The 24,805-nt window shown below is 74.0% G+C and carries 18 protein-coding genes and 1 pseudogene; 6 read left to right on the top strand and 13 right to left on the bottom strand.

Features of this window, described 5'->3' with window-relative positions; all coding sequences use genetic code 11:
- Positions 1–24 precede the first annotated feature (24 nt).
- Positions 25–624, top strand: coding sequence for a MauE/DoxX family redox-associated membrane protein (locus tag ACZ6TV_RS39895; RefSeq protein WP_465303969.1), 600 nt, complete (start codon positions 25–27; stop codon positions 622–624).
- A gap of 89 nt (positions 625–713) precedes the next feature.
- Here ACZ6TV_RS39895 and ACZ6TV_RS39890 read toward each other — a convergent pair whose 3' ends face one another.
- From ACZ6TV_RS39890 to ACZ6TV_RS39865, 6 genes and pseudogenes are all read right to left on the bottom strand, one after another.
- The gene (locus ACZ6TV_RS39890; RefSeq protein ID WP_465303967.1) at positions 714–1,106 is read right to left on the bottom strand and encodes an SRPBCC family protein; all 393 of its coding nucleotides are present in this window, start codon (positions 1,104–1,106) and stop codon (positions 714–716) included.
- Positions 1,103–3,256 (bottom strand): hypothetical protein, encoded by a 2,154-nt coding sequence (locus ACZ6TV_RS39885; protein ID WP_465303965.1) that lies wholly within the window; start codon positions 3,254–3,256, stop codon positions 1,103–1,105. Before ACZ6TV_RS39885 ends, ACZ6TV_RS39890 begins: the two co-directional genes overlap by 4 nt.
- Positions 3,257–3,320: 64 nt before the next feature.
- Positions 3,321–5,978: a fibronectin type III domain-containing protein gene (locus ACZ6TV_RS39880; protein ID WP_465303963.1), complete on the bottom strand. Its 2,658-nt coding sequence runs from the start codon at positions 5,976–5,978 to the stop codon at positions 3,321–3,323.
- A 19-nt stretch (positions 5,979–5,997) separates the two neighbouring features.
- Positions 5,998–7,359 (bottom strand): DUF4832 domain-containing protein, encoded by a 1,362-nt coding sequence (locus ACZ6TV_RS39875; protein ID WP_465303961.1) that lies wholly within the window; start codon positions 7,357–7,359, stop codon positions 5,998–6,000.
- 151 nt (positions 7,360–7,510) lie between these two features.
- Positions 7,511–7,924: a KUP/HAK/KT family potassium transporter gene (locus ACZ6TV_RS39870; RefSeq protein WP_465304045.1), complete on the bottom strand. Its 414-nt coding sequence runs from the start codon at positions 7,922–7,924 to the stop codon at positions 7,511–7,513.
- A gap of 150 nt (positions 7,925–8,074) precedes the next feature.
- A pseudogene (locus ACZ6TV_RS39865) lies at positions 8,075–9,435 on the bottom strand (KUP/HAK/KT family potassium transporter); the annotation flags it as partial.
- A 153-nt stretch (positions 9,436–9,588) separates the two neighbouring features.
- Here ACZ6TV_RS39865 and ACZ6TV_RS39860 point away from each other — a divergent pair.
- Positions 9,589–10,179: a GrpB family protein gene (locus ACZ6TV_RS39860; protein ID WP_465303959.1), complete on the top strand. Its 591-nt coding sequence runs from the start codon at positions 9,589–9,591 to the stop codon at positions 10,177–10,179.
- Here the strand turns inward: ACZ6TV_RS39860 and ACZ6TV_RS39855 are convergent.
- A complete protein-coding gene (locus ACZ6TV_RS39855) occupies positions 10,155–11,105 on the bottom strand; it encodes a MerR family transcriptional regulator (RefSeq protein ID WP_465303957.1) in 951 nt (316 codons plus the stop codon). The two genes, ACZ6TV_RS39860 and ACZ6TV_RS39855, sit on opposite strands and share 25 nt — an antisense overlap.
- A gap of 137 nt (positions 11,106–11,242) precedes the next feature.
- Here ACZ6TV_RS39855 and eno point away from each other — a divergent pair, with 137 nt between their 5' ends.
- Positions 11,243–12,508 (top strand): phosphopyruvate hydratase, encoded by a 1,266-nt coding sequence (gene eno / locus ACZ6TV_RS39850; protein ID WP_465303955.1) that lies wholly within the window; start codon positions 11,243–11,245, stop codon positions 12,506–12,508.
- Here eno and ACZ6TV_RS39845 read toward each other — a convergent pair.
- Together ACZ6TV_RS39845 and ACZ6TV_RS39840 are read right to left on the bottom strand one after the other, a co-directional pair.
- The gene (locus ACZ6TV_RS39845) at positions 12,490–13,419 is read right to left on the bottom strand and encodes a hypothetical protein (protein ID WP_465303953.1); all 930 of its coding nucleotides are present in this window, start codon (positions 13,417–13,419) and stop codon (positions 12,490–12,492) included. The genes eno and ACZ6TV_RS39845 overlap by 19 nt on opposite strands.
- Positions 13,420–13,765: 346 nt before the next feature.
- On the bottom strand, positions 13,766–14,875 hold the full coding sequence (locus ACZ6TV_RS39840; RefSeq protein WP_465303951.1) for a cellulose binding domain-containing protein: 1,110 nt from the start codon (positions 14,873–14,875) through the stop codon (positions 13,766–13,768).
- Between the two features lie 187 nt (positions 14,876–15,062).
- Between ACZ6TV_RS39840 and ACZ6TV_RS39835 the strand changes: the two genes are divergently transcribed.
- Positions 15,063–16,007 carry an acyltransferase domain-containing protein gene (locus ACZ6TV_RS39835; protein ID WP_465303949.1) on the top strand — a complete coding sequence of 315 codons (945 nt, stop codon included), beginning with the start codon at positions 15,063–15,065 and terminating at the stop codon, positions 16,005–16,007.
- A gap of 67 nt (positions 16,008–16,074) precedes the next feature.
- Here the strand turns inward: ACZ6TV_RS39835 and ACZ6TV_RS39830 are convergent, their stop codons facing one another.
- Genes ACZ6TV_RS39830 through ACZ6TV_RS39820 form a run of 3 tightly spaced genes read right to left on the bottom strand, consistent with a single transcriptional unit; the run spans position 16,075 to position 22,396 of the window.
- A complete protein-coding gene (locus tag ACZ6TV_RS39830; protein ID WP_465303947.1) occupies positions 16,075–21,123 on the bottom strand; it encodes a CHAT domain-containing protein in 5,049 nt (1,682 codons plus the stop codon).
- An 11-nt stretch (positions 21,124–21,134) separates the two neighbouring features.
- A complete protein-coding gene (locus ACZ6TV_RS39825; RefSeq protein WP_465303945.1) occupies positions 21,135–22,019 on the bottom strand; it encodes a hypothetical protein in 885 nt (294 codons plus the stop codon).
- Positions 22,016–22,396 carry a hypothetical protein gene (locus ACZ6TV_RS39820; RefSeq protein WP_465303943.1) on the bottom strand — a complete coding sequence of 127 codons (381 nt, stop codon included), beginning with the start codon at positions 22,394–22,396 and terminating at the stop codon, positions 22,016–22,018. Before ACZ6TV_RS39820 ends, ACZ6TV_RS39825 begins: the two co-directional genes overlap by 4 nt.
- Positions 22,397–22,605: 209 nt before the next feature.
- Here ACZ6TV_RS39820 and ACZ6TV_RS39815 point away from each other — a divergent pair, with 209 nt between their 5' ends.
- On the top strand, positions 22,606–22,866 hold the full coding sequence (locus ACZ6TV_RS39815; RefSeq protein ID WP_465303941.1) for a PspC domain-containing protein: 261 nt from the start codon (positions 22,606–22,608) through the stop codon (positions 22,864–22,866).
- 1 nt (position 22,867) lies between these two features.
- On the opposite strand, the gene ACZ6TV_RS39810 is transcribed toward ACZ6TV_RS39815, so the two are convergent.
- Positions 22,868–23,542 (bottom strand): hypothetical protein, encoded by a 675-nt coding sequence (locus ACZ6TV_RS39810; RefSeq protein ID WP_465303939.1) that lies wholly within the window; start codon positions 23,540–23,542, stop codon positions 22,868–22,870.
- Positions 23,543–23,850: 308 nt separating this feature from the next.
- Here ACZ6TV_RS39810 and ACZ6TV_RS39805 point away from each other — a divergent pair, with 308 nt between their 5' ends.
- On the top strand, positions 23,851–24,780 hold the full coding sequence (locus ACZ6TV_RS39805; RefSeq protein WP_465303937.1) for an ion transporter: 930 nt from the start codon (positions 23,851–23,853) through the stop codon (positions 24,778–24,780).
- Positions 24,781–24,805 lie beyond the last annotated feature (25 nt).

Raw genomic sequence — 24,805 nt, 5'->3', positions numbered from 1 at the left:
GAGCCACACTGAAGGGAACGGTCGATGTCGTACCTGTCATTGGCGTTGACGGCGGCGTTGTGGTGCGTGTTCGCCGCGTCCGCCTGGACCAAGCTGCGCGGCCGGGCCGCGCAGCAGGCGTTCGCGGAGTCGCTGCGGCCGGTGCCGTTCGTCCCCGCCGGCCGGGTCCGCGGCGTGGCGATGGCGGCCACGGTCGCCGAGGCCGGCCTCGTCGTCGGGCTCGGCGCGGCGGCGGCCGCCGTGGCCGGCGGGTGGCCGGCGGCCCGGCCCCTCGCGGTGCTGGTGCTCGCCCTGGCCGGCGGGCTGCTGGCCGTGTTCACCACCGGCGTGGCGCTCGCCGTGCACCGCGGCACCGGCGCCCGCTGCGCCTGCTTCGGCGCGGCCGAGCGGCCCCTGGGCGCCCGGCACCTGGTCCGTAACGGGCTGCTGCTGGCGGCGGCCGGCGTCGCGGTGCTCGGCGTCGCGGTGGCGGGGACGCCGCCGCTCGATCCGGCCGCCACGGCGGTGGCACTCCCGGTGGGTGCCGTCTGCGGGGTGCTGCTGATCCGCCTCGACGACCTGGTGGACCTGTTCATGCCGGCCCCCGTGCGCCGCGTCCGCCGCGACGTGGCACGCGACCGGTGACCGACAAAAGACCGGTGATCACGCAACGACCGGCGACCGCGCAAGGACCAGTGACCGAGCAGGGACCGGCGACCGGCGGCGACGCCCGGTCAGTGGACGAGACGGTGCAGGGCCAGACGGGCGACCGGCAGGTAGGCGACCACCACCGGTGCGGGTCCCTCGACGACCAGTCCGGTCCGCGTACCGGTGCCGGCGGCCTCGACCGTGTGCCGGAGCGCCAGTCGTACACCGGCCGCCGTGGCCGTCCAGGACCAGGTCCGGACCGGGGCCGACCCGTCGACGGCGAGGATCCGGAAGCGCACCGGCAGCCCGGCCGGCCCGCGCAGCACCCCGGACGTGGCCGGCTCGAGGCGGTCCGCCGCGTAGTCGACCGAGCGGATCTGCGGCGACCACTCCGGCCACCGCGCCGGCCGCACATAGCGGTCCCAGACGTCGTCCGCGTCGCGTGGCCCCTCCACGCTGATCTCCCGTCGCACGGTCACGCACCCGTCATGCCGGGGTGGGCCGGTGCGGGACGGTCGAGCTCGGTCCGGACCCGTTCCAGGGCGGCGGCCAGCCCCGGGGTCCGTTCCCGCAGCACGGTCAGCTCGGTGCGGCCGGCGAGCAACTGGGTCCACAGGACGCCGCGACCCTGTTCGAGCAGCCGCACGGCGCGGTGCGGGTCACCGGCGGCGACGGCGCACGCCCCGGCGGACGTGGCGGTGCCGGCGTTGTCCCCGAGCAGGTGTTCGCGGCTGCGCCGGTCCAGGCCGCGCCAGGCGAGCACCAGCAGCAGCTGGACGGCCTCGTCGTAGCCGTCGGCGGCGTCCGGCCACTGGCCGACGTCGGCGGCGATCTGGCCCCAGCCGTGCGCCGCCCGCAACCGCTCGACGGCCGGTGCTGTCGGCACCGCCGTCGCCTGCCGGGCCAGCCGGAACGCGGTGTGCGCGTCCTGTGCCTCCCGCCCGGCCAGAAATCGCTGGTAGTGCCCGATACCGAGGTTGGCAAGGTGCCTGGCCAGCTCGGGATGTGCCGCCGGGACGGCCTCGACGGCGGCGCGGCAGACGCGGATCGACTCCTCGACGTCCTCGGGCCGCCCGTACTGGTGGAACCGTTGCTGCAGCACGACGCCGAGGTTGGACAGCCCGTTGGCGACGACGGTGCCGTTGGTGCCGGCGGCGGCGGCCGCCCGCGTGGCGTCGACGCCCTCGTCGAGGTCCGCCGCGTGCCCCGGCAGGCCGGATCTGGTGACCAGGGCCAGGCCCAGGCTCGACAGGTACACGTGCCGGTAGGCGCTGTCCGCCGGAGCGCCGGCGCACGCCGCCCGCGCCGCCCACACGGCCTCCTCGATGTCCACCGGACGGCCCGTCACGACGTACCGCACCCGTAGCGCGCCGGCGAGGTTCGTGAGCACGTCGCACCGGTCCGGATGGTCCGGGTAGAGCCCGGCCGAGGCGCCGCGCAACAGCCGGACCGCCTCGTCGAGATCACCGAGGTCGCGTGAGCGGTCGAAGCGTTCGAACAGCGCACCGGCGACGTTCATGACGAGCTTGGGGCGCAGCGGGTTCCGCTCGTCCGACGCGTCGAGGGTCGCCCGCAGCACCTGCACACAGGTGCGCAGATCGGCCGGGTCGGCCGTCTGCAGGAACCTCAGGCGCAGCAGGTAGCCGAGGTTGGACAGCACCGTCAGGCGGAACGTGTGCGCCGGTGGGAGGGCCTCGAGCGCCGATCCGTTCAGCTCGATCGCCTCGTCGAGGTCGGGCAGTGATCCGCGGTGCTCGAACCGCTCCGCGAGCGCCATGCTCAGGTTGCTCAGCGGGCGGTCCAGGGAGCTGTGCCCGGGCGGGAACGACGCGACGGCCTCCCGGCCGGTCCGGACCGCTTCGTCCAGGTCGGCCGCGCCCCCGGTACACGCGAACCGCAGGCGCCGCATCTGGCTCAGGTTCGTCAGCACCGCCCCGCGCATCGGGTGCCCCGGCGGCGCGGCGGCGAGCGCGGCCGTGCCCGCCTCGATCGCGGCATCCAGGTCAGCGGCGGCGCCGCGGTGCTCGAACCGTGTGGTGAGCGCGATGCCGACGTTGACCAGCGCGGACACCCGCTCCGGGGCGTCCGGCGGCAGCGCGCGCACCGCCGCGCGGGCGGCGTCGATGGCGGCGTCGAGCGACGCGAGGCCGCCGGGCACCCTGAAGCGCGCGGTCAGCAGGAAGCTCAGGTTGGACAACGCCAGCGCCCGGCGCCCGTCGGCGGGCGGGACCGCGTGCACCGCCGCCGTGGTGACCCGCGCCGCCTCGTCGAAGTCGGCGCCGTCGCCGGTCCGCTCGGCGCGCGTTTGCAGTGCGCCGCCGAGGTTGAGCAGGCACATGAAGAGGTTCGGGTTGTCCGGGCCGACCGTGTCGACCGCCGCCGTCCCGGCCGTGACGGCCTCGTGCAGGTCCTCCGGAGCGCCCTGCCGCTCGAACCGCATCCGCAGGGCGTAGCTGAGGTTGCCGAGCGCCACCGCGCGGTCCGGGTCACCGGCGGGACCGAGGTCCGCGGCCTGGCGCAGCAGGCGCACGGCGTCGTCCAGCGCGCCGGGGTCGTCGGCCTCGGCGCAGTGCCGCACCAGCTCGGCGGCCCGCTCCACGAGCTCCTCGACGCTGACGGCAGCTGCCACCCACCGAGTATGGGCGACAGCCCGGCCGGGGACGACGCTCCCGGCCGGGCTCGTGCGGGAATACCTACTGGAAGGTGATGCTGTCGATGGTGACGGTGGAGCTGCCGCCGTACCAGAAGCCCATGGCGAGCTGACCGGGTGCGGTGCGGCTGATGCCGTTGGCGGTCATCGGGATGCGGATGTCCTGGTAGGACGTGGTGATGACGGGGTGGGCGCCGCCGTCGAGGGTGAAGTCGCCGAACACCTTCGTGGTGCCGCCGAGCCCGAGGTTGAAGTGGGTCTGCTCGCCCCCGGCCGCGCCCTTGACCCGGATGACGAGGTAGGTGCGGCCGCTCAGGTCGACGCCGACGTCGGAGCCGAACCAGCCGCAGTTGTTGTACCGCAGGCTCAGCGCCCCGCCGGACACCACACCGGAGCCGCCGCCGTCGAGGAAGCAGTTGCCGCCGGTCCATTTGCCGAGGTCGTTCTGCGCCGCCGCCGGGTACGCCGGGGTGCCGTCGAAGTCGTCCAGGACCAGCCCGGCGGGCGCCGCGGTCGTCGTGACCGCCACCGTGTTGCTGGCCGGCGAGCGGTTCCCGGCGGCGTCCAGGGCGCGGACCGTGTAGCTGTAGGCGGTGGACGCGGTCAGGCCGGTGTCGGTGTACGAGGTGCCGGTGACCGTGCCGGCCACGGTGGACCCGCGCAGGACCTCGTAACCGGTGACGCCGACGTTGTCCGTGGCACCGGACCACGACAGCGACACGCTGGACGAGGTCTTCGCCGGTGACGACAGGGTGGGCGCGGTGGGTGCCGTGCAGTCCCCCGCGCAGCCCGTCGTCGTCGCCGGGACCGTGGTGGACGGTCCGGAGACGTTGCCGGCCGCGTCGACCGCGCGCACCGTGTACTGGTACGTCTGGCCGGGCGATCGACCCGTGTCGGTGAACGTGGTCCCGGTCGGCGAGCCGGCGAGGACCGACCCCCGGAACACCTGGTAGCCGGTGACCCCGACGTTGTCGGTCGACGGCGACCATGACAGCGACACGCTCGTGTTCGTGACCCCGGTCGCGGTCAGCCCCGACGGCACCGACGGCGCGGCGCAGTCACCGGTGCAGGTGCCGGACGTCGAGAGCGGCCCGAGGTCGACCCAGCCGTCGGTGCCCTGGTTGGCGTTGGCGAAGGACAGCGGCATCGCCGGGCGCCACTGGTCGATGACCCAGTCGGTGAGGCGGCTGGCGGCGGGCCGGGCCCGCAGCACGTCCGGCGTGACCGTCTCCAGCGGGTTGCGGACCTTCAGCACCAGGCTGTAGGAGCCCGCGGGCACGCCGGCGGTGCTGAGCGTGGCGGCGAAGTTCACCGGCCGGCCGTAGTCCAGATAGGACACTCCGGTGTTCCAGTCCGGGAACGTGCGGATCTTCAGGGGCTGCACCTGCCGCAGGTCCCAGCTCGTGTCCCAGGTCTTCACGACGGTGCCGGCGGCGTTGCGCAGGCCGATGACGGTCGTCCACGGGTAGTAGAACGGCGCGACGCCGGTGTTCTGCATGGTGACGCCGACCTTGAACGTGCCGGACGCGGTGGCGTTGAAGTTCGCCTGCGGGATGTGCAGGTTGTAGCCCATCTTGCGCACGCCCGCGGCGACCTTCGGGTCGCCGGGGCTGTACCCGCCGGCACCGGTCTGGTTGATCATCCAGGTGATGTGGGTGAGCTCGGTCGCGGCGAGGACGTCGTCGACCTGGCCGGACCCGCCGGGCCAGTCGGTGTAGAGGCTGCCCTGGATCTCGGGCCGGGCCTCGCCGCCGATGGACTGGGTGGTCCACCGGTTCTCGGTGCCGGTGTTGAGCTGCAGCTGCAGGAACGCGTCGTCCCAGCCGTTCATCGACATCGGCAGGGTCATGCCCTTCAGCTGCCCGTTGCGCCACTCCTTGTAGGGCCAGGAGTCGTCGTGGAAGCCGATGCCGGCCGTCTCGGTGCCGGCGAGCGGATAGCGCACCTCCAGCTGGATGTTGGAGAACGCGGCGTCGTACGCGCCGATGATGGTGCGGATGGTCGCGTCGGTCGGCATCAGGTCGGGGTAGCCGTCGGCCCGGTCCCTGTCGTAGGGCCAGGTGTGCCACTCGCCCCACAGGCCGACGAGGCCCAGGGACATGAACCCGATGCGCGGGTCGGCGGTGCCGCCGGGGCCGGCCCGGTCGTAGCGGGCGGCGAACGCGTTGATGAAGCTGGTGAGCGCGGCGATGACGTCCGGGTCGTCGTAGTCGGGGCTGACGGTGCCCCAGAACCCGTTGGTGCGCAGCGCCATCTTGCCGTTGAGGCACGGCGGGATGCCGTTGCCCGGGTGGGTGCCGCTGCCGCCGGGGTATTCGACGTAGAAGCGGAACGCGACCTGGCGGCCCCAGACGGCGGCCTCGTCGAGGGCCTTCTCGAACACGCTCCAGTCGAAGACGGAGCAGCTGGCCGGGTCCTTCATGACCTCGTTGAGCGCGAAGTAGCTCCAGACGAGGCCGCCCGGGTACTTCGTGGACAGGTTGTCGCCGGGGAACAGGTAGGGGGCGAAGCCTTTCAGCGGCTGCCCGAGCGGGGCGTCGGCGTAGCCGTAGGTGTGGGTGGTGAGGCTGGTGTCGGGGCCGGGCCCGGCGGCCGGCCGCGGCGGCGGGCCGGCCGGCGCCGCGGTGGCGGCCCCGGCGGGCAGCAGGGCGAGGACCAGGGTCGCCGTGACGGCGGCGACCAGGGTGCGAGGGGATCGCATGACCGTGTCCCTTCCAGAGTCAGACGGTGCCGAGCGTGAGCCAGCCGGTGCTGTTGTTCTGGGCGGTGTTGGCGAAGCGCAGCGGGATGCCGTCGCGCAGCGGGTTGGCCACCCGCATGACGACGGTGTGGCGGCCGGGGCGCAGGCCGCGGGTGTCGATGTGGGCGGTCAGCGTCGTGGCGGCCTGACCCGGCTGGATGCCGGCCATGCTCCAGCCGGTGTGCCAGCGCCGTTCGACGCGGCCGCGACCGTCCACGATGGCGAGCTCGGCCCACCAGTCGGCGTAGAACGGGGCCACGCCGAGGTTCGCGACGCGGACGGTGACCCGGTCGCGGGCGAGCGCCGCCTCGGTGACGGTCAGCTCGTAGCCGAGGGACTTCGCACCGGCGACGGCCCGCTGGTACTTGTCGCCGGTGAACCCGCCGCCGGTGAACGCGGCGTGGTTGATGAGCCAGGACGCGTGGGTCTGCGCGACGGAGTCGGGGTAGCTCTCCGACTGGGCGCAGCTGACCGGCTCGTCCCACAGGCAGGACTGGATCTCGGGGCGCAGCTCGCCGCCGATCGGCTGGGTGCGCCACTTCTCGGTGACGCCCTCGTCGATGAGGCGCTGCACGAAGTGCCATGACGTCGGCGGCAGCGTCTCGAAGGCGAAGGAGTCGTCGTGGTAGCCGATGCCCAGCGGTTTGTTCTGCTGGCTGGGGTACCGCGCGAGCAGGAACGTCTTGTCGAACGCGGCCTCGTACCGGCCGAGGACGCGGGTGAGCACGTCGGTGTCCGGCATCCAGTTCTCGGGCTGGGTCCAGCCGTCGTACGGCCAGGTGTGCCACTCGCCCCAGAAGCCGATCAGCCCGAGGGTGATGAACCCGATGCGCGGGTCGCCGTCGTAGCGGCGGCCGAGCGCGGTGACGAAGTTCTCCAGGGCGGAGACCAGGCGGGGGTCGCTGTAGTCGGGCGCGACGCTCACGCCGTTGTTGCCGAAGTCCTGGTACGGGCGGGTGACCAGCCCGGCGTCGAGCAGGTACTGCGGGATGCCGGTGGGCTTGCCCGGGTAGTCGAGGTAGAACCGGAACACGGCCTGGTGGCCGCGCCCGGCGACGGCGTCGAGCTGCCGCTCCAGGGCGTCCCACCGGAACTGCCGCGGCCCGGTCATCACGTCGCGCAGCGGCAGGTAGAACCACTCCATGCTGTGCGGGAAGGTGTCGAAGTCACCGGCGAACGGCATGAACCCCTTCAGCGGGTTGTCGGCCGGCGCGGACGTGTAGGTCAGGGGCTTCCACTGCGGCCCGGTGGGATGCGCGGCGGCGGGTGTGCCGGCGGCGAGGGTCAGGGCGGTGAGCAGGGCGGTGAGCAGGGTGAGGGTGAGGCGCAGGGCTCGTCTCATCAGGGGTCCTCGGCTCGGAGGGGTGCGCTGGCGGAGGGCACGGAGCAGACACCTCTGTCGGCCGCGGCGGGCAGCAATACACAGAGGTGTTGACGAACTTACGAAGGACTACATCATTATTCGAACCAGCGCCGGCTGGCAAGAGCCAACTTCAGACTTCGATGTGGGAGCCCATGATGACGGTCCGGTCGCGGGGCAGGCCGAAGTGCTCGACGGCGTCGGCGGTGATGTACGAGGTGGCGACGAACAGCCGTTTGCGCCAGGCGGGCATGCTCGGCCGGTCGCCGCGGCGCAGGTCGATCTTCGACAGGAAGTACGACGCCGTGTCCAGCTGGAGCCGTCCCTCGGTGGTGGCCGGATCGAGCAGGCGCAGCGCGGCCGGCACGTCCGGGGTGTCCATGTACCCGAACCGGACGGTCACGTGGACGATGCCGTCGTCGGTGTACCCGAGGTGGTCGACGCTGATCCGCTCGGCGGCCGGGACCCGCGGGACGGGCTCGGTCACCAGCGCGAGGATGAGCACGTGCTCGTGCCGCACGTGGTTGTGCTCCACGTTGGCGCGCATCGCCAGCGGCGTCGTCTCCTTGCCACGGTTGAGGAAGACCGCGGTGCCGGGCACCTGCGCCAGCCGCGTGCTGCCGTCGTGCAGCCCGTCGATGAACTCGCGCAGCGAGCCCTCCTGCCGCTGCCGCTCGGCGGTGACGATCCGCCGGCCCTTCTGCCACGTCGTCATGACGGTGAACGCGGTGAGGCCGATGAGCAGCGGCAGCCAGGCGCCGTGCACGAACTTGGTCAGGTTGGCCGCCACGAACAGCAGGTCGACGGCGAGCAGCACGGCCGCGCCGCCGACGAGCAGCCAGCGCGGGACGGTCCACTTCTGCCTGGCGATGTAGAAGAACATCAGCGTGGTGATGGTGATCGTGCCGGTGACCGCCATGCCGAACGCGAACGCCAGCGCGGCGGAGCTGCGGAACGCGAAGATGAGCGTGAGGACCGAGACCAGCAGCAGCCAGTTGATCCACGGGACGTAGATCTGACCGATCTGCGACTCCGAGGTGTGCACGACCCGCAGCCGCGGCAGGTAGCCCAGCTCGGCGGCCTGGGCCGCGACGGAGTACGCGCCGGTGATCACGGCCTGGGCGGCGATGACGGTGGCCGCGGTCGCCAGGACGACCAGGGGCAGCCGCGCCCACTCCGGCACGAGCAGGAAGAACGGGCCGTCGATGTTGGCCGGGTCCTTGAGGATGAGCGCCCCCTGGCCGAGGTAGCTCAGCACGCACGCGGGAAAGACCAGCCACAGCCAGCCCCGGGTGATGGCGCGCCGGCCGAAGTGCCCCATGTCGGCGTACAGCGCCTCGGCGCTGGTGACGGCGAGGACCACGGCGGCGAGGGAGAAGAAGGCCACGCCGAAGTGCCCGGACAGGAACCCGATCGCGTAGGTCGGCGAGAGCGCCCGGAGGATGTCGGGTCCCGGGCGATCCCGGTGATCCCGATCCCGCCGATGACGACGAACCACAGGATCATCACCGGCCCGAAGACCCGGCCGACGGCGGCGGTGCCGCGCCGCTGGACCAGGAACAGCACGATGATGATGGCGGCGGTGACCGGCACCACCGCCTCGGCGAGGGACGGCTCGACCGTCTTGATCCCCTCGACCGCGGACAGCACGGAGATCGCCGGGGTGATCATGCTGTCGCCGAGGAACAGCGCCGCGCCGAAGATGCCGAGCGCCGCCAGCACCGCCGCGGTCCGCCGGCCGCGCTGCCCGCCGCCCCACCGGCGCAGCAGCGTGATCAGCGCCATGATGCCGCCCTCGCCGTCGTTGTCGGCGCGCATCGCCAGGAGCACGTAGGTGACGGTCACGACGGTCATCACGGACCAGAACACCAGCGACACGACACCGTAGACGTTGGCCTCGCTGACCGGCACGGGATGCGGGTCGCTCGGCGCGAAGACCGTCTGCAGCGTGTAGATCGGGCTGGTCCCGATGTCGCCGAAGACGACGCCGAGCGCGCCCACGACCAGCGCCAGCCGTGCCGTGTCATGGGCCCGGCCGTCGGGCGAGCCGGTCGCCATCGGGTGCCTCCTTCTCGGAGTTTCGCCCTCCGTCCGGACTGTACTGGTCAAGGTCGGCGTCCCGTGGGCGGACGCGGGACTTGCCGCGGTCGCGTTGCCCGCCCGGCCGGTGGTCGCGTAGTCTGGCCGACTTTGCTTCGGACGGAGGTCACGATGGTCGAACACCCACCAGAGGTCGTGCGGCGCTTCCACGGCACAACGGAACAGCTGCACGCGGGCGTCGTCGGCGAGTGGCCGAAGCCGCCCGCCCCGGTCGTGCTGCACCCGTACGACCCGGCGTGGCCGGCCAGGTACGCGGCGGTGAGCACCGCGATCCGCGCCGTCCTCGGCGACCTCGTCGCAGGCCTGGAGCACGTGGGCTCCACGTCGGTGCCGGGACTGGCCGCGAAGCCGGTCATCGACGTCGACCTGCTCATCGCGGACACCGCCGACGAGTCCGCCTACGTGCCGGCCCTGACCGCCGCCGGCTACGTGCTCGTGCTGCGCGAGCCGTGGTGGCACGGGCACCGGATGCTCGTCAGCGCCGCCGCCGACGTCCACCTGCATGTGTGGCCGCGGGGCGCCCCGGAGCCGGTCCGGCACCTGCTCTTCCGGGACTGGCTGCGCACGCATCCGCAGGACCTGGCCCTGTACGCGGCGGTCAAGCAGCAGATCGCGGAGCGCACAGCGGCGAACCCGGGCGACTACAGCCTGGCGAAGAACGACGTCATCGACGACATCTACACCCGCATCTTCGCCGCGTGACCCCGGGCCGGCCGAGCGGGCGTCACCGGCGTCTGGCGGGCCAGGCCGGCGAGCCAGGCCAGGACGGCGAGCGGATGGGCGGCCGGCTCGGGGATCGGGTGGAACACGTGCTCGACGACGTCGTCGAGCACGACGAGGGTGAGCCGCTCGTAGAGGGTCATGCCGGCGGCGGTGAAGGTCGGCAGCTCCAGCCCGGCGGCCAGCAGCATGCGCGGGTCGGGGATCAGCGGGTACGGCAGCCGCAGCCGGTGGACGAGCTCACGCTGGTAGCCGGTGGACTGGGCGGACAGGCCGTAGACCCGGTCGACGCCCGCGTTGCGCAGCTCGGCGTGGTGGTCGCGCAGCCAGGTCGCCTGCTCGGTGCCGGCCAGCGCCCCGTGCACCTCGATCAGGCCGTTGGGCAGGTCGACGCCGGGACGGCCGGTGAGCGGGTACACGAAGACGACGGTCCGCCCGGGGCCGAGCGCGCCGAGGTCGACCGGGCGGCCGTCGGTGCAGTAGAACGCGAGGTCCGGCAGGCGGCGGCCGACGAGCCCGGCCGGGTCCGCGCCCGGTGACGGCGGGCCGGTCGCGACGCGGGTGGTGGCGGCGTCGAGGCGGGTGCTGAGCGCGTCCCGCTGCGCGGTCAGCCGGCTGATGCGGTCCTGCAGGGTGTCGATGGTGCTGCGATACGTGGCGAGCGCCGCCGCGCACACGTCGGTGTCCTCGGCGCCGCCGGCGATCGACTCGACGAACGGGCGGGTCTCCTCGACGGCGAGGCCGAGCGCGGTCAGCTGCCGGATCTGCTCGACGAGCCGGACCGCGATCGGGTCGTACTCACGGTAGCCGTTGCTCAGCCGCCGCGGCACGACCAGGCCCGCGGACTCGTAGTAGCGCAGGGCCCGCACGGTCGTGCCGGTCCTGCGCGCCAGTTCCCCCACTCGCATCCCGCGACCTTAAACCCGCACCCCAGGGTACGGGTCAACGTGTTCATCGTCGCGGTGCCGGCACCGTCGCGGCCTGCCAGAGTGGCCACCGCGACAGACATCGACAAGCACATCGACGAGATGCAGGAGGTGGATCGATGACGGCGATCACGCAGGTGGTCGGGCGCCAGGTGCTGGACAGCCGCGGCAACCCGACGGTGGAGGTCGACGTGGTCCTCGCCGACGGTTCGACGGGCCGCGCCGCGGTGCCGTCGGGCGCGTCGACGGGCGCCAACGAGGCCGTCGAGCTGCGCGACGGCGACCCCGCGCGCTTCCACGGCAAGGGCGTCACCAAGGCCGTCGCCGCCGTCAACGGCGAGCTCGCCGCGGCGGTGACCGGCCTCGACGCCGACGACCAGGCCCTCGTCGACGAGACGATGATCGCGCTGGACGGCACGCCGGGCAAGGGGCGGCTCGGCGCGAACGCGATCCTGGGAATCTCCCTGGCGACCGTCCGGGCCGCCGCGGTCGCACACCGGCAGCCGCTGTACCGCTACGTCGGCGGCGTCGGCGCACGGCTGCTGCCGGTGCCGATGATGAACATCGTCAACGGCGGCGCGCACGCCGACAATCCGCTCGACTTCCAGGAGTTCATGATCGCTCCGGTCGGCGCGCCGAGCTTCGCCGAGGCGGTCCGGATGGGCTCCGAGGTGTTCCACACGCTGCGCCGGGCCCTGGCCGCGGCCGGGCACAGCACCAACGTCGGCGACGAGGGCGGCTTCGCGCCGGACTTCGCCACCGCCGACGAGGCGCTGGAGTTCGTGGTCCGCGCCGTCGAGGACAGCGGCTACCGGCCGGGCGTGGACATCGCGATCTGCCTCGACCCGGCCAGCTCCGAGTTCCACCACGACGGCGTGTACGACTACACCGGCGAGGGCCGCAAACGGTCGGTGGCCGAGCACATCGACTACCTCGTGGACCTGGCGGCGCGCTTCCCGATCACGTCGATCGAGGACCCGATGGCCGAGGACGACATCGACGGCTGGACCCGGCTGACCGCCCGCGCCGGCGACCGCCTCCAGCTCGTCGGCGACGACGTCTTCTGCACCGACGCGGCCCGCCTGCGCGACGGGATCGCCGGCGGCTACGCCAACGCGATCCTCGTGAAGGTCAACCAGATCGGCACCCTGACCGAGACGATCGAGACGGTGCGGACCGCGCAGCGGGCCGGCTACCGGGTGGTCATGTCGCACCGCTCCGGCGAGACCGAGGACACCACGATCGCCGACCTCGCCGTCGGCCTGGACTGCGGGCAGATCAAGACCGGCTCGCTGTCCCGGTCGGACCGCACCGCCAAGTACAACCAGCTCCTGCGCATCGAGGAGCAGCTGGGCGGCAGCGCCCGCTACGCCGGCGCCCGCTGACCGTCGGCCGGGAGCGCCGCCACGGGCGGGGTCGCGGCGGGGGTCTGCTCGAAGGTCTGCACCGTCCAGAACACGGCGAACAGGCCGGCGACGATGATCTCCAGCCAGAAGAGCGTGAGGACGCCGGTCAGCCACAGGACGAGCAGGACCGCGGTCGCGCCGATCAGCACCAGGGCGATGATGCTGTACCGGTTGCGCGGCAGCGCGGCGGGCGGCTGCTCCCCGGCCGGGGCGCGTTCCTGCTGGTGCCGGCGGGCGTTGATGACGACGACCGCCAGGATGCAGGCGAACAGGCCGAGCGCCGCGACGTAGTGCGCGTAGTCGATGAACCGGTCCTCGGCGGCGACGAAGGAGCCCAGCGCCGTGCCGTACACCAGCAGCGCCACGAGGATGCCCAGCCAGGTGGAGCGGCTGTGCCGCCCCTCCTTCACCACGATCACGAGGGTGGCGAGGATGCCGAGGCCGCCGAGGAGCAGCAGGGCGAACATGTTGTTCTCCACGTTCGCGCGGGCGGCGGCCTCCAGGGCCCGCACCGACAGGCAGTCCACGCCGTCGGGCAGCTTGTCGGTGGCGACGCCGCACAGGCGGACCGCGGTGCGGAAGTCGTTGCCCCGCGCGGTGGGGACGATGGCGACCACAGCCGCGAACATGCCACCGAGGTTGAGCAGGACGTCCTCGGGGTCGGTCGTGCCGCGCAGCGCGATCATGAACGCGCCGAGACCGATCAGCGAACCGACGAACAGGCTCTGCGCCGGAGTGTAGTAGTAGGCGCTCACCGACGACAGCAGGTGCCAGCCCTGCTTGCCGGTCTGGTAGATGACCGCGGCGCCGAGGCCGACCAGCAGCGCGACCATCGCGACGCGCACGTAACGGTACGACCTTGCCCACGTCTCCTGCTGCAGTGGACGCATCGGAACACCTCCCGGTCACTATGAGCAAGGTGCTCCCGTACCGAGTGCGACGTCCAGCGTCATGTCGGCAAGCTGACGCCCTGGCCCGGCTGGCCGGCGCGACGGAACCGGCCCCCGCGCGAAGGGGTGCACGGGGGCCGGCGGTCATGGTCGGCGCTCCGTCAGTCCCGGCGCCGCCGCGGCAGGCGCCGCCCGCTGCCGCCCACGTTGGCCCTGCCCGCGATCTCTGGACGCATCGCCGCTCCCTTCGCTGATGTCCGTCGGGGTCCACCGTGGACGGGAGCCGCGTTGTCCGGAAGGCTCGCGGGCTCTGGACAAACAACGCCGGACAACCGGCCACGGGTTGTCAGGACAGGAAGCTGCCGTACGGACCTGCCAGGATCGCGTTCTTCTGGGCCTGGCTGAAGTGCGTGTTCGGGTAGCTGTAGAACGACGCCGACATCGGGGTGCCGTCCGTGGACGTCGAGTCCGGCAGGCCGAAGCCGTGGCCGAGCTCGTGCACCATGCCGCCGTACCAGCGGTTCATCGGGCCGTTGATGCCGGCGCCGCCGTCGGCGTCGTGGCCGCTGAGCAGCAGCCAGCCGGGGCTCGCGCCGCCGCCCGACCTGCCGGGGTCCTCGGCGCTGATCTCGCCGACGATCAGCCAGCGGCTGTCCGGGTTGCCCAGGTTGAAGCGGCGGCGCAGTTCCGCCTGCATGTTGAACACGACGCACCAGTACCGGTCGCCGGTCGGGGAGCAGTTGGTGTTGACGTACCAGGCGGCGTCGTGCTCGCCGTTGACCGTCTCCACCACGGTGCTGTTGAGCGTGAAGGTCTTGCCGAGTTCCTGGCGGTAGTAGCGCTGCGCCTCGCGCATCACGCCGGCGATGCCGTCGGGGTAGCGCTGGTCGTACGGCACGTCGGTGGGCTTGAGCCAGAAGACCCGCACGGTCTTGTTGACCGGCCCGGACGGCGACTGCGAGGCGCTGGGCGACGTTGACCTCGTCGGTGAGGCGCTGGGCGACGGCGACCTCGTCGGTGAGGCGCTGCCGCTCGGCCCGGCGGTGCCGGTGCAGAGCACGTTGTTGAGCCGGAACGCCGCCGGGGCCGCGTTCGTGCCGGTCCAGGAGCCGTTGAAGCCGAACGAGGCACTGGCCCCGGTGCCCAGCGCGCCGTTGTAGCCGGCGTTGACCGCCGACACCGCGGCGCCGCTCTGCGTCACCGTCGCGTTCCACGCCTGGGTGACGGTCTGCCCGTTGGCGAAGCTCCAGGTCAGGGTCCAGCCGTTGATCGCGTCACCGAGGTTGGTGACCGCCACCGTGGCGCCGAAGCCGCCCTGCCACTGCGAGCTGACCGTGTAGACGGCCCGGCAGCCGGCCGCGGCGGCACTGGCCGTCGTGGCGGCGACCGCCCCGGTCGCGGCGAGCCCGGCGGTCACGGCACCCACCAGGAGCCCGCGAAGCCCTTGTCGCGTCATTCCGATCCTCCCATCCGTCGATTCCGATAGAGCGAGCGTCACGATCCAGACCGAAAACCTTTTCGTCAAGCTGGCGGCGCCGGTCGAGCGACGAGCGGACGAAAGTTTCAGCGGCCGCCGGAGCCGCCGGCCGCCGGCACCCACCGGCCCTCCCGCTGACCGCCGGCGGCCCGATAGGGTCGTCGGCGTGGATCTGGACAACATCGCCGCCCGGCTCGGGGTGCCCGTCGAGGACGTCGAGCGCGTGCACCGGCTCGCCGGTGACCGGCCGGCGGCGCCGCTGCCCGCCAGAGCCGACGCGCCCGCGATCCTCGACCGGCTCGCGGTGCCGCCGGACGACGCCGCCGAGATCCTGGCCGGCTGGCCCGGCCCCGGCGATCCGCAGTGGACCCCGGAGCTGCGCTGGCTGCTCGACCGCTCGACCGCGCTGGTCGGCGCCGACCTCGGCGGGCACGGCTGGCTGCCGCCCGGTCCGGAGCTGCCGCGCGACCGCGGCCTCGCCTGGCGCCACCTCTACGTGTACGCATACCTGGCGCTGGTCGACGGCGTCATGGGGTATCACCGCGACCACGGCGTCGCCGAGGCCGTGTCGTGGGCGACCCTCGCGGACCTGGGCCGCAACCTCGCGGTCGACCGGCGGATGCGCGGCGAGGGCTGGCCCGTCATGCAGGCGTGGCTGACCCTGCACGCGCGCGGCGGCCTGTTCGAGCTGGGCCGGCTGCAGCACCAGCGCGGCGAGACCTCCATCGACCTGCACATCCCCGACGCCGGGCCGCTGACCGCGGAGGCGGTCACGGCGTCGCTCGACCAGGCCCGCGCGTTCTTCCCCCGGCACTTTCCCGACGAGCACTACACCGCGTTCTCCTGCGGCTCGTGGCTGCTCGACCCGCAGCTGCTGGAATACCTGCCCGAGGACTCCAACATCGCCCGCTTCCAGCGGCGCTTCGAGCTGGAGCCCTACACGCAGCCGGAAGGCATCGACGGCGACGTCGAGGTGCTGCGGTTCACCTTCCGCACCCTCACGACCCCCCTGGACCGGCTCCCGCGCGACACCGTCCTGCAGCGCGCCGTCATCGACCACCTCCGGGCCGGCCGGCACTGGCAGTGGCGGCGCGGCAGCTTCCCGATCTGAGCCGGACCCCGCCGCTCAGCCCGTCAGGTGGTCGCCCTGGCCGACCCGGCACCGGCGACCGCCGGACTCACGGTCCCATGTGGACGAACGGCGCCCAGGTGCTCGGCCTGGCCGGCTCGGCGTCGCGCCGGCGGCGGGTCGCCGCGTGCAGGGCCGCGGCGGCGGTGTCCGGGCGCAGCTCGCCGTGCACGACGGCGGTGCGGTAGACGTCCTCGGCGACGGTGGCCGCCGCGTCGTCCCACACCGTCCACAGTGTCCCGATGACGTGCCGCCAGCCGGTGTACTGCAGCGCGGCGACCAGCGAGATCGCCTCGTCCGGGGTGTGCACGCCACCGACGGCGGTCTTGCACGCGGACAGGAACGCGAACTCGCCGCCGAACCGGTCGCCGGCCAGCTCCCCGATCGTGAGCATCCCGTCGTGCAGTGCGAGCCCGCCGCTGGACGGGTCGCCGAGCTGCTGGTCGCCGTGACAGCTGAAGTGCGCCCACGCGTGCCGGCCGAGGGCGGCACGCACCTCGGCCCGGGTCGCCGCCGGGCCTTCCCGCACCGTGCGCCGCGCCGCGGGGAACAGCGCGGTGAGCAGGTCGCGTTCCCGCATCACGTTCGGCAGCGGCGGGAGGCCCGGCGTGACCGGCAGCGCCACGACCAGCAGCCGGCTGTCCGCCGGCGGCGCGTCCACCGTCCTGGCCTGCAGCAGCGAGCGCAGCGTCGGCGTGTACGACGACACGACCCGGTCCAGCACCGTCCGCCCCGCGCCCTCGTCGTGGTGGCCGGCCGCGTGGACGGGCAGGAAGCTGAACGGCCCGGTCGGGCACCACCAGACCCGGGTGCTCCCGGGCGGGAGCGCGGCGAGCACCGGCCCGGCGACGTCGTCCCAGAGCCACCGCAGGGTGGCGGCGATGTCGAGCTCGGCGAAGACGTCCCCGGCCTCGACGGCGAGGAGCGCGGCCAGGTAGGCGTCGGCCCGCGCGGCGACGGCGGCGGCGTCCAGCCCCGGCAGGCCGATCACCCGCGTCCCGCCGGCGCCGACGAGGAGGGCGTCGCAGCGGGTACCGGCGGCGTTGAGGAGCACGACGGTGCCCCCGGCCGCGGCGGCCCGCAGCCGCTCCACGCCCGGCGACCGCAGGAAGTCCTCGAAGCCCGGCAGCGCCCTCGCCTGCCGCACCAGCGCGTCCCACTGCACGGCGAGGTGCATCCGCCGGTCGGTGCCCGCGTCCTCCTCGAGGTTCAGGGCGGTCCGGACCGCGCCGATGCGGGCGGCCAGCGCCGGGGCGGCCGGCCGCAGGGCGGTGATGTCGGCGCGGGTCTCCAGCAACTGCGACCACAGCACCCCGCGGCCGTGCTCGAGCAGCTCGACCGCGCGGTCGGGCTGACCGGCGGCGATCGCGCAGGCGCACGCCTCCGCGGCGATCCCCGCCCAGCGCCGCAGGACCCGCTCGCGGCTGGACCGGACGCTGCCCCGCCACGCGACGAAAGGCATCATCGCCACCGCCACGGCGTAGGCGTCGGCGGCCTGGTCCCACTGTCCGTGGGCGGCCGCGAGGGCACCGGCCCGCGCCCCGGCGGCGAGCCGCTCCTGCGGGGTCGCCGCCGCCGTGTCCGCCACGGCACGCCACAGGTCCAGCGCCGCGTCGAGGTCCGCGGGGTCCGCCGTCCGCGCGAAGCGCCGCTGGAGACTGTCGGCGAGGGCGGCGCGGGCGTGCGCCGTCGGCGCGGCCGCCAGGGCCTCGCGGGCCACCGCGACCGCCTCGTCGACGAGCTCCCCGGCGCCTTCGACGATCTTCGCGAGCAGCACCTTGTTGAGCAGGACCAGGTGGACCTCCCGGTCCTGGTGCCCGGGTGCCGCGGCGCCGGCCGCCGCGCGGGCGAGGGTGACCGCCTCGTCCAGCGCCGCCGGGTCGCCGCCGGTGAGGAAGGTGTCGTACACGGCGGTGGCCAGGTTCCCCAGGTACACCGGGCGGTTCGGGTGCCCGGGCAGCGCCGCGTCCAGTGCCGCCCTGGCCAGCTCGACCGCCTCGGCCTGCACGGTCAGGTCGGCGTCGCCGGGCTCGCGGCCGGCCGTGGCCGCCACCCCCAGGGTCACGCCGAGGTTGGTGAGCAGCGTCGCCCGATCGGGGACGTCCGGCCCGGCCGCCGCGAGCGCCTCCCGGCCCAGCTCGACCGCCTCGGCGAGGTCGGCCGGGTCGCCGAGGTCGAAGTACCGGTTCCGCAGGTGGACGGTCAGGTTCGACAGGTAGCGGGACCGGTCCGGATGGTCCTCGGCGAAGCCGTCGACGGCCGCGCGGGCGGCGGCCACGGCACCGTCGAGGTCGGCGCGGTCCCCGCCGGCCAGGTACCGCTGCCGCAGCGCGGCCGCCAGGTTGGACCGGTACATGGCCAGGTCGCCGTGGCCGGCGGGGGTGGCCCCGACCGCGGCGCGGCCGACGGTGATCGCCTCGTCGAGGTCCTCCCGCGACCGCGTCCACTCGGCCCGGTGCCGCAGCGCGGTGGCGAGGTTCGCCATCGGCGCCGCGCGGTCGGGGTGCCCGGCGGGGGTCGCGGCGACCGCGGCCCGCCCGGCCGTCACCGCCTCGTCGAGGTCGGCCGGCGCGCCGTGCCGTTCGAACCGCAGCAGCAGCGTGCCCGCCAGGTTGGACCACGGGATGGCCCGCTCGTCGTCCGTCGCGGCGTCGACCGCGGCCCGGCCGGCCGTGACGGCCCCGGCGATGTCGGCCGGGTCGTTCGTCACCGCGTACCGCAGCCGCAGCGCGATCCCGAGCCCCGACAGCGCACCCGCCCGGCTCCCCCACCGGCCGTCGTCGGCCACCTCCACGGCGGACCGGGCCACGGCGACCGACTCGTCCACATCGGACAGTGCGCCGAACCGGGTGAACCGGAGCAGCAGGGCGTTGGCGAGCCCGGTCCGCGCCGGGCTGGGCCCGCCGGCGACCGCGGCGCGCCCGGCGGCGATCGACCGGTCCAGGTCCGCGGGGTCCCCGAAGGTGACGAACCGGCTCCACAGGGCGGTGGCGAGGTCGCTCATCGCCTCCGTCCGGCCCTCCGCGCCGGGGCTGAACAGGTCGGCGGCCTGCTGGAGCAGCCCGACCGCCGTGTCGAGCGCGGCCGGGTCGGCGCCGGCGAGCACCCGCCCGAGCAGCTCGGCGCCCTGGACGCTGCGCAGGTACGCGTACGCGTCGCCGTCGCCGGGCCCGACGAGGTCGGCCATCGGGTCGGTCTCGATGCCGGCGGCACGCTCCAGGTCTCTCGCCGAGTCCCGGTCCGCCTCGTCGCCGAAGTGCTCGAACCGGGTCCGTAGCGCGTGCGCGAGCGCCTGGATCCGCTCCGCGGGCACGTCCTCGCTGTCCGCGCCGAACCGCAGTGCCACCTCGGCGGCGCCGACCGCGGTGTCGAGGTCCTCGCGCCGGCCGGTGCTGCCGAACCTGGCCATGGTCAGATCGCTGAGCGCGGCCCAGACGTCCGCGTCGAGCGGGTCGACCCGCGCGGCGCCCCGCACGCACTCGACCGCCTCGTCGAGGTCCCCGACCCGGCCAGTGGCGGCGAACCGGCGGCGCAGCGCCGACCCGGCGTCCAGGCGGTAGCGCACCGCGTCCGGGCCCTCCGGCGCGGCGGCGACGGCCCGGCGGACCAGCTCGATCGCCTCGTCCCGGTCGGCGGGGACGGCGGTGGCCTCGAACCTGGCCCACAGCATCCCGCCCAGCCCGTGCAGCTCCGCCGGCGCCGCGGCGACCGGCCGCCACAGCGCGATCGCGTCGTCGAGATCCTCGACGTCGGCGGTCACGTCGTAGCGCTGCGCCAGGGCCTGCACGAGCAGCCCGGGCGACCCGGTGGGCGCCAGGTCCAGGGCGGACCGCCCGGCCGCCACCGCCTCGGCCAGGTCGCCGAGGTCACCGGCGGTCGCGTAGCGGGCCAGCAGCGCCTGGCCGAGGTCGGTCAGCGACGCGGCCCGCCGCGGGTGACCCGTGACGGCCGCGGCGAGCCGCAGCGCGTCGACCGCCTCGTCCAGGTCGCCGGCCGCGGACCGGGCGCGCAGGGTCCGGGCCAGGTTCACCAGCAGCTGCGGCACGAACGGGTGCCCCGGCGAAGCGGCCGCCACCGCCTCGCGGTGCAGGTCGACCGCCTCGTCCAGGTCCTCCTCGGTGCCGGTCGTGGTGCCGGCGGCGGCCCGGGTGCGCAGCAGCCCGGCGAGGCTGTTGCGGAACACGGACCAGTCGTGGTGACCCTCCTCCAGCAGCGCGACGGCGTCCCGGCCGGCGTCGATCGCCGCGTCGAGGTCGGCCGGGTCACCCATCGCCTCGAAGCGGATCTCGAGCGCCTGCGACAGGGCGTTGCGGGGCTGCGAGCCGTCCAGGTCCCGGACGAGGCCGACGGCGGCGTCGAGGTCGGGCAGCGCGCGGTCCGCGAGGAACCGCTTCACCAGGACCACGCTGAGCTCGTAGGCGCCGCCGTCGCGCGCCGGGTCGTCGTCCGGCACGGTGTCCATCGCCTGCTGGAGCACGGCGACCGCCTCGTCGAGGTCGGCGCGCCGGCCCCCGCGCTCGAACCGCAGCCGCAGCGTGTTGCCGAGGATGACCTCCAGCCGCACCCGCAGCTCATGGCCGGCCGGCAGCTCCGCCAGGATCCGCCGGCGCAGCGTGACCGCCTCGTCGAGGTCGGCCGGATCGCTGGTGTAGCTGTACCGCACCGCGAGCATATCGGCCAGCTCGCTCGGCACCGTGACGGTGATGAGCTCGTCGTCGATGTCCAGCGCCATCAGGTGCCGGGCGGCGGCGACGGCCTCGGTGAGGTCGGCGGGATCGCCGGCGAGCAGGAACCGCTCCCAGAGCGCGTTCATCGCGTGGAAGCGAAGGTCGGCGAGGAGGTCCTCCGGGGCCGCGTCCATCGCGTCGCGCACCGCCCGCACCACGTCGTCGAGATCGCCGGGGTCGCCGCTCAGGTCGTACCGCAGCCGCAGCCCACCGATGAGCGCCAGGCGGTGGTCCCAGTGTGCTTCGCCGCGGGTCGTCGCGAGTGTGCCGCCGAGCGTGCGCAGCGCCTCGTCGAGGGTGTCGAGGTCGCCGTCCTCGCCGGTCAGTGCCTCCATCGCCGCGATCGCCCGGTCCGCTGCCTCGTCCTGCACGGCGCGCTCCTTCAGCTGGTGAACCGCATTCCCGGCGGCGCGATGCCACGCCACAGGTAGGTCGTGACCGCCTCGCCGTCGGCGCGTTCCTGGTCGGGGCTCTGCGGCACCGGCCAGCGCAGCGCCGCGTAGATCAGGTGCCGGTGCAGGTCGAACGCCGCCTGCAGCAGCTGGCCGTACGCCCTGGCCCGGCCGAGCATCGCGGCGCGGTACGTCACGACGCAGCCGGCGACCGACACCAGCGGCGCCCACCACGCCGTCCACGTCCAGGCGCTGAACAGCAGGAACCACAGCCACAGCCGGGCCGCGTCGTCCAGGCTCCGGCGGGCCTCGGTCAGCTCCACCTGTACGTCCTTGTCCAGCGCCAGCCACAGGTGCGGCCAGCAGATGACGGGGTCGAGCCCGTACCGCTCGGCGGGCCGGTCCTCGGCGGCGCGCAGGATGTTGCCCAGCCGGGTCGGCATGATCCGCCCGGCGGCCGGGAAGTCGTGCAGCCGCTGCTCGGCCGCGGCGAGCCGCAGCGGGTCGACCGGCTCGCCGCGGAACGCCCGGCCCGACAACGCCTGCAGCTCCGCGTCGGCGGTCAGGTGGCGGCGCCGCTGGAAACGGCGCAGCGGGCGGGTGAGCGGTCCGTAGCCTTCCAGCAGGCGCAGCACCGGCAGCGTCAGCAGCTCGGCGACGACCGCCGACCCGGCGATCAGCGCCACGGCCGCGGCCAGCAGCGCGACCTGCTCCACCCCGGACAGCGCCCCGATCCGCTCCGACCACCGGTGCCCCCGCGCCGGCGTCCACAGGGCGAGCAGGCCACCGGCCCAGAACGCGAACGCCGGTGTCAGCAGCCGCGGCACGAGCTGCTCGGCGAGCCGGTTGCCGACGGTCAGCCCGAACGGGTTCACGCCGCCGCCCCGTCGACCACCAGGTCGGCACCGTCGTGCGGGCAGGTGGGGACCGGTCTGGCCACGTCGACGCGGAAGTATTCGTAGTCGCCGTTCGGGCACACGTACCGCGGCGCGAGCGGCACCCGGGCGACACCCGGCGGTGGGTTGACCCCCCGTTGACCGCTGGCCGGGAGCAGCTCCCCGGCCCGTTGCCGCAGTGCGGGAACGCCACGCACGTAGGTCAGCAGCGGCACGGTGACCCGCTCGCCGCGCCGCCCCCGCTCGACGATGTCCGCCAGCACGGCGTCGGCGTCCACGACGGCGGCCGCGTCCAGCAACACGGGCAGCTCCTCCCGCAACCGCTGCGCAAGCTCGACGGACACCGCGTCGTCCATCCGGCCCTCCCCAGAGCACCAACCGCGGCGCTCAATCTATCGCCGGCGGGCCCGGACGGTCACTCCCCGGAAGCGTCGGATGCCGGTCAGCACCCGTAGGTGGCCCGGATCCGGGGGTGGCCCGGGGCGTTCCCCGATGCCCGGGCGGCGCCCCGGCGGCGACAGTTGAACGGTCGAACACGAGTGGCACGAATCGAAGGAGCGACGTGATGGAGACCGTTTACGGCACGATGCGGCAGCACGACCTGGTGCGGCCGGCGCAGGGGCGGGTGCTCGGCGGGGTCTGCGCCGGGCTGGGGCGGCGGTTCGGGATCGACCCGTGGCCGGCGCGGCTGCTGTTCGGCCTGGTCCTGCTGGCGATCCCGGGCACGCAGATCCTCGTCTACCCGATCCTGTGGATCATCATGCCGGCCGAGGCGACGGCGAAGGTCGCCGAGCAGCCGGCCGAGCCGACGCTGACGAGTGTCTGACCTACTTGCCCTTGCCCTCCGGGGAGCCGTCCGAGGTCATGGCGCCCTGGCCGGGGACGGCCGGCAGGAAGACGTGGGCGTGACCGTTGCCGGCGTCGACGTTGAGCTGGTCGAGCTGGGTGCCGCCGATGGCCCACGTCGCGACGGCGATGTCGCGCAGCTGGCCGGCGTGGGTCAGCTGGGCGGCCGCGCCCGACGCGAGCCCCTGCTCGTATGCGGTGACGGCCTGCTGCAGGGTCCGGGTGCCCGTGGCGAACCCGGACCGGGCGATGTTGACCCCCGTCCCGGCCGACGGCGGGTCGGCGAACCCGGCCACCGCCTTGGCCGTCGCCGCCTTCCACGCCGCGACCTGCTGGGCGGTGGCGGCGGGTCCGGGTGCGGTGCCGCCGGGCGGGACGGCGACGGCGAGCTCGTCGAGCACCGGAGCCAGCACCTCAACGGTCTTGCGGGCCTGCTCGGTCAGCGCCACGATCTGCGCCGCGTCGCGTTCGGCGTCGGCGGCCTTGAGCGCGTCGACGGCCCGCTCGGTGTCGGAGCGCGGGTCCGCCGTCGCGGCGCCGATCGGGCCGCCGAGCAGCGCACCGACCGCCAGGGCCAGCACCAGCCACACCCAGTGGACGCCGGCCCGGCGCCGTTGCGGTGCCGCGACCGGCCGACGGTTGACCTTGTTGCCCACAGCGGTGCTCCTCGCTCACGATGACGGCCGTCATCGAGGCGGCCCGCCGAGGCCACTCGACTCTGTCCTGCGCACCGGATCCACGACCGCCGGCCGTCTCCCGCCGAGGAGCGCCGGCCGGCCCGTTTCCGGCCTCCGGACACAGTACGGGTCCACGACCGGCGCGGGAAAGACCGGGCGGCGTGCCTTGCGGGGCGACGGGCGGTTCGTGCCTCCTTGCGACGGCGTGACCGATGATCCGGACATGTCGATCGTGTCGTAGGCTGCGTGCCGGTTGAAGGTCACCGTCCGGGGAGTCCTGCCCGTCCATGAACACCATCCTGTCGCCGGCCGCTCGGATCGCCGCCGCGTGCCGCGCGCTGATCGACGCGCCGTGGTTCAGCGTCGCCTCGTTCACCGTCATCGTCATCAACGCGGTCGTCCTCGGCCTGGAGACGTACGACGACGCGCAGCGCGCCGCCGACGACGCGCTCCGGGCCGTCGAGTACGCCTGCATCGTGTGCTTCGCGGCCGAGCTGCTGGTGCGGTTCGGCGCGCAGCTCCAGTCGCCGCGGGTGTTCTTCCGCGACGGCTGGAACCTCTTCGACCTGTTCATCCTGCTGTCGCCGCTGCTGCCGGGGGTACGGGAGAACGTGACCGTGCTGCGGATGCTGCGGCTGGCCCGGATCGTGCGGACGTTCCGGCTCTTCCCGAGCCTGCGGGTCATCCTCGTGGGGATCCGGCGCAGCCTGCCCGGCCTGGGCAGCTTCCTGCTCGTCACGGTGCTGCTGCTGTACGGCTACGCCATGCTCGGCTGGATGATGTTCGCCGACGCCAACCCCGCCAGGTACGGCACCGTCGGGCAGGCGATGCTGACCCTGTTCCTGCTGCTGTCCCTCGACGGCATCACCGACACCCTGCAGACCGGCCGCGCCGTCACCGAATGGGCGGTGCTGTACTACGTCTCCTACATGGTGGCCGCGTGTTTCCTGCTGACGAACCTCCTCGTCGGCGTCGTGCTCAACGCGCTGCAGGAGGCCCACCACGAGGAACGGCAGACGGCGACCGCCGCCCGCGAGCAGGACGCCCCTCCCCCGCCGCCGGAGGACCCGGCCGAACGGCCGGCGGAGGCGACCGTCGCGGCGCAGCTCGCGTCGCTGCGGGCGGCCGTCGACGCCCTCGAGCGCCATCTCGCCGCGGGCGACGCCGGGCCGGCCACGCCGGCACCCCGTCAGGTGACACCGGCCGGCGACAGATGATCCGGTGACGGGCGCCCCGTAAGCC

Source organism: Dactylosporangium sp. NPDC051087 (genome assembly GCF_055586325.1).
This window is presented reverse-complemented; position numbering and strand designations above follow the sequence as displayed.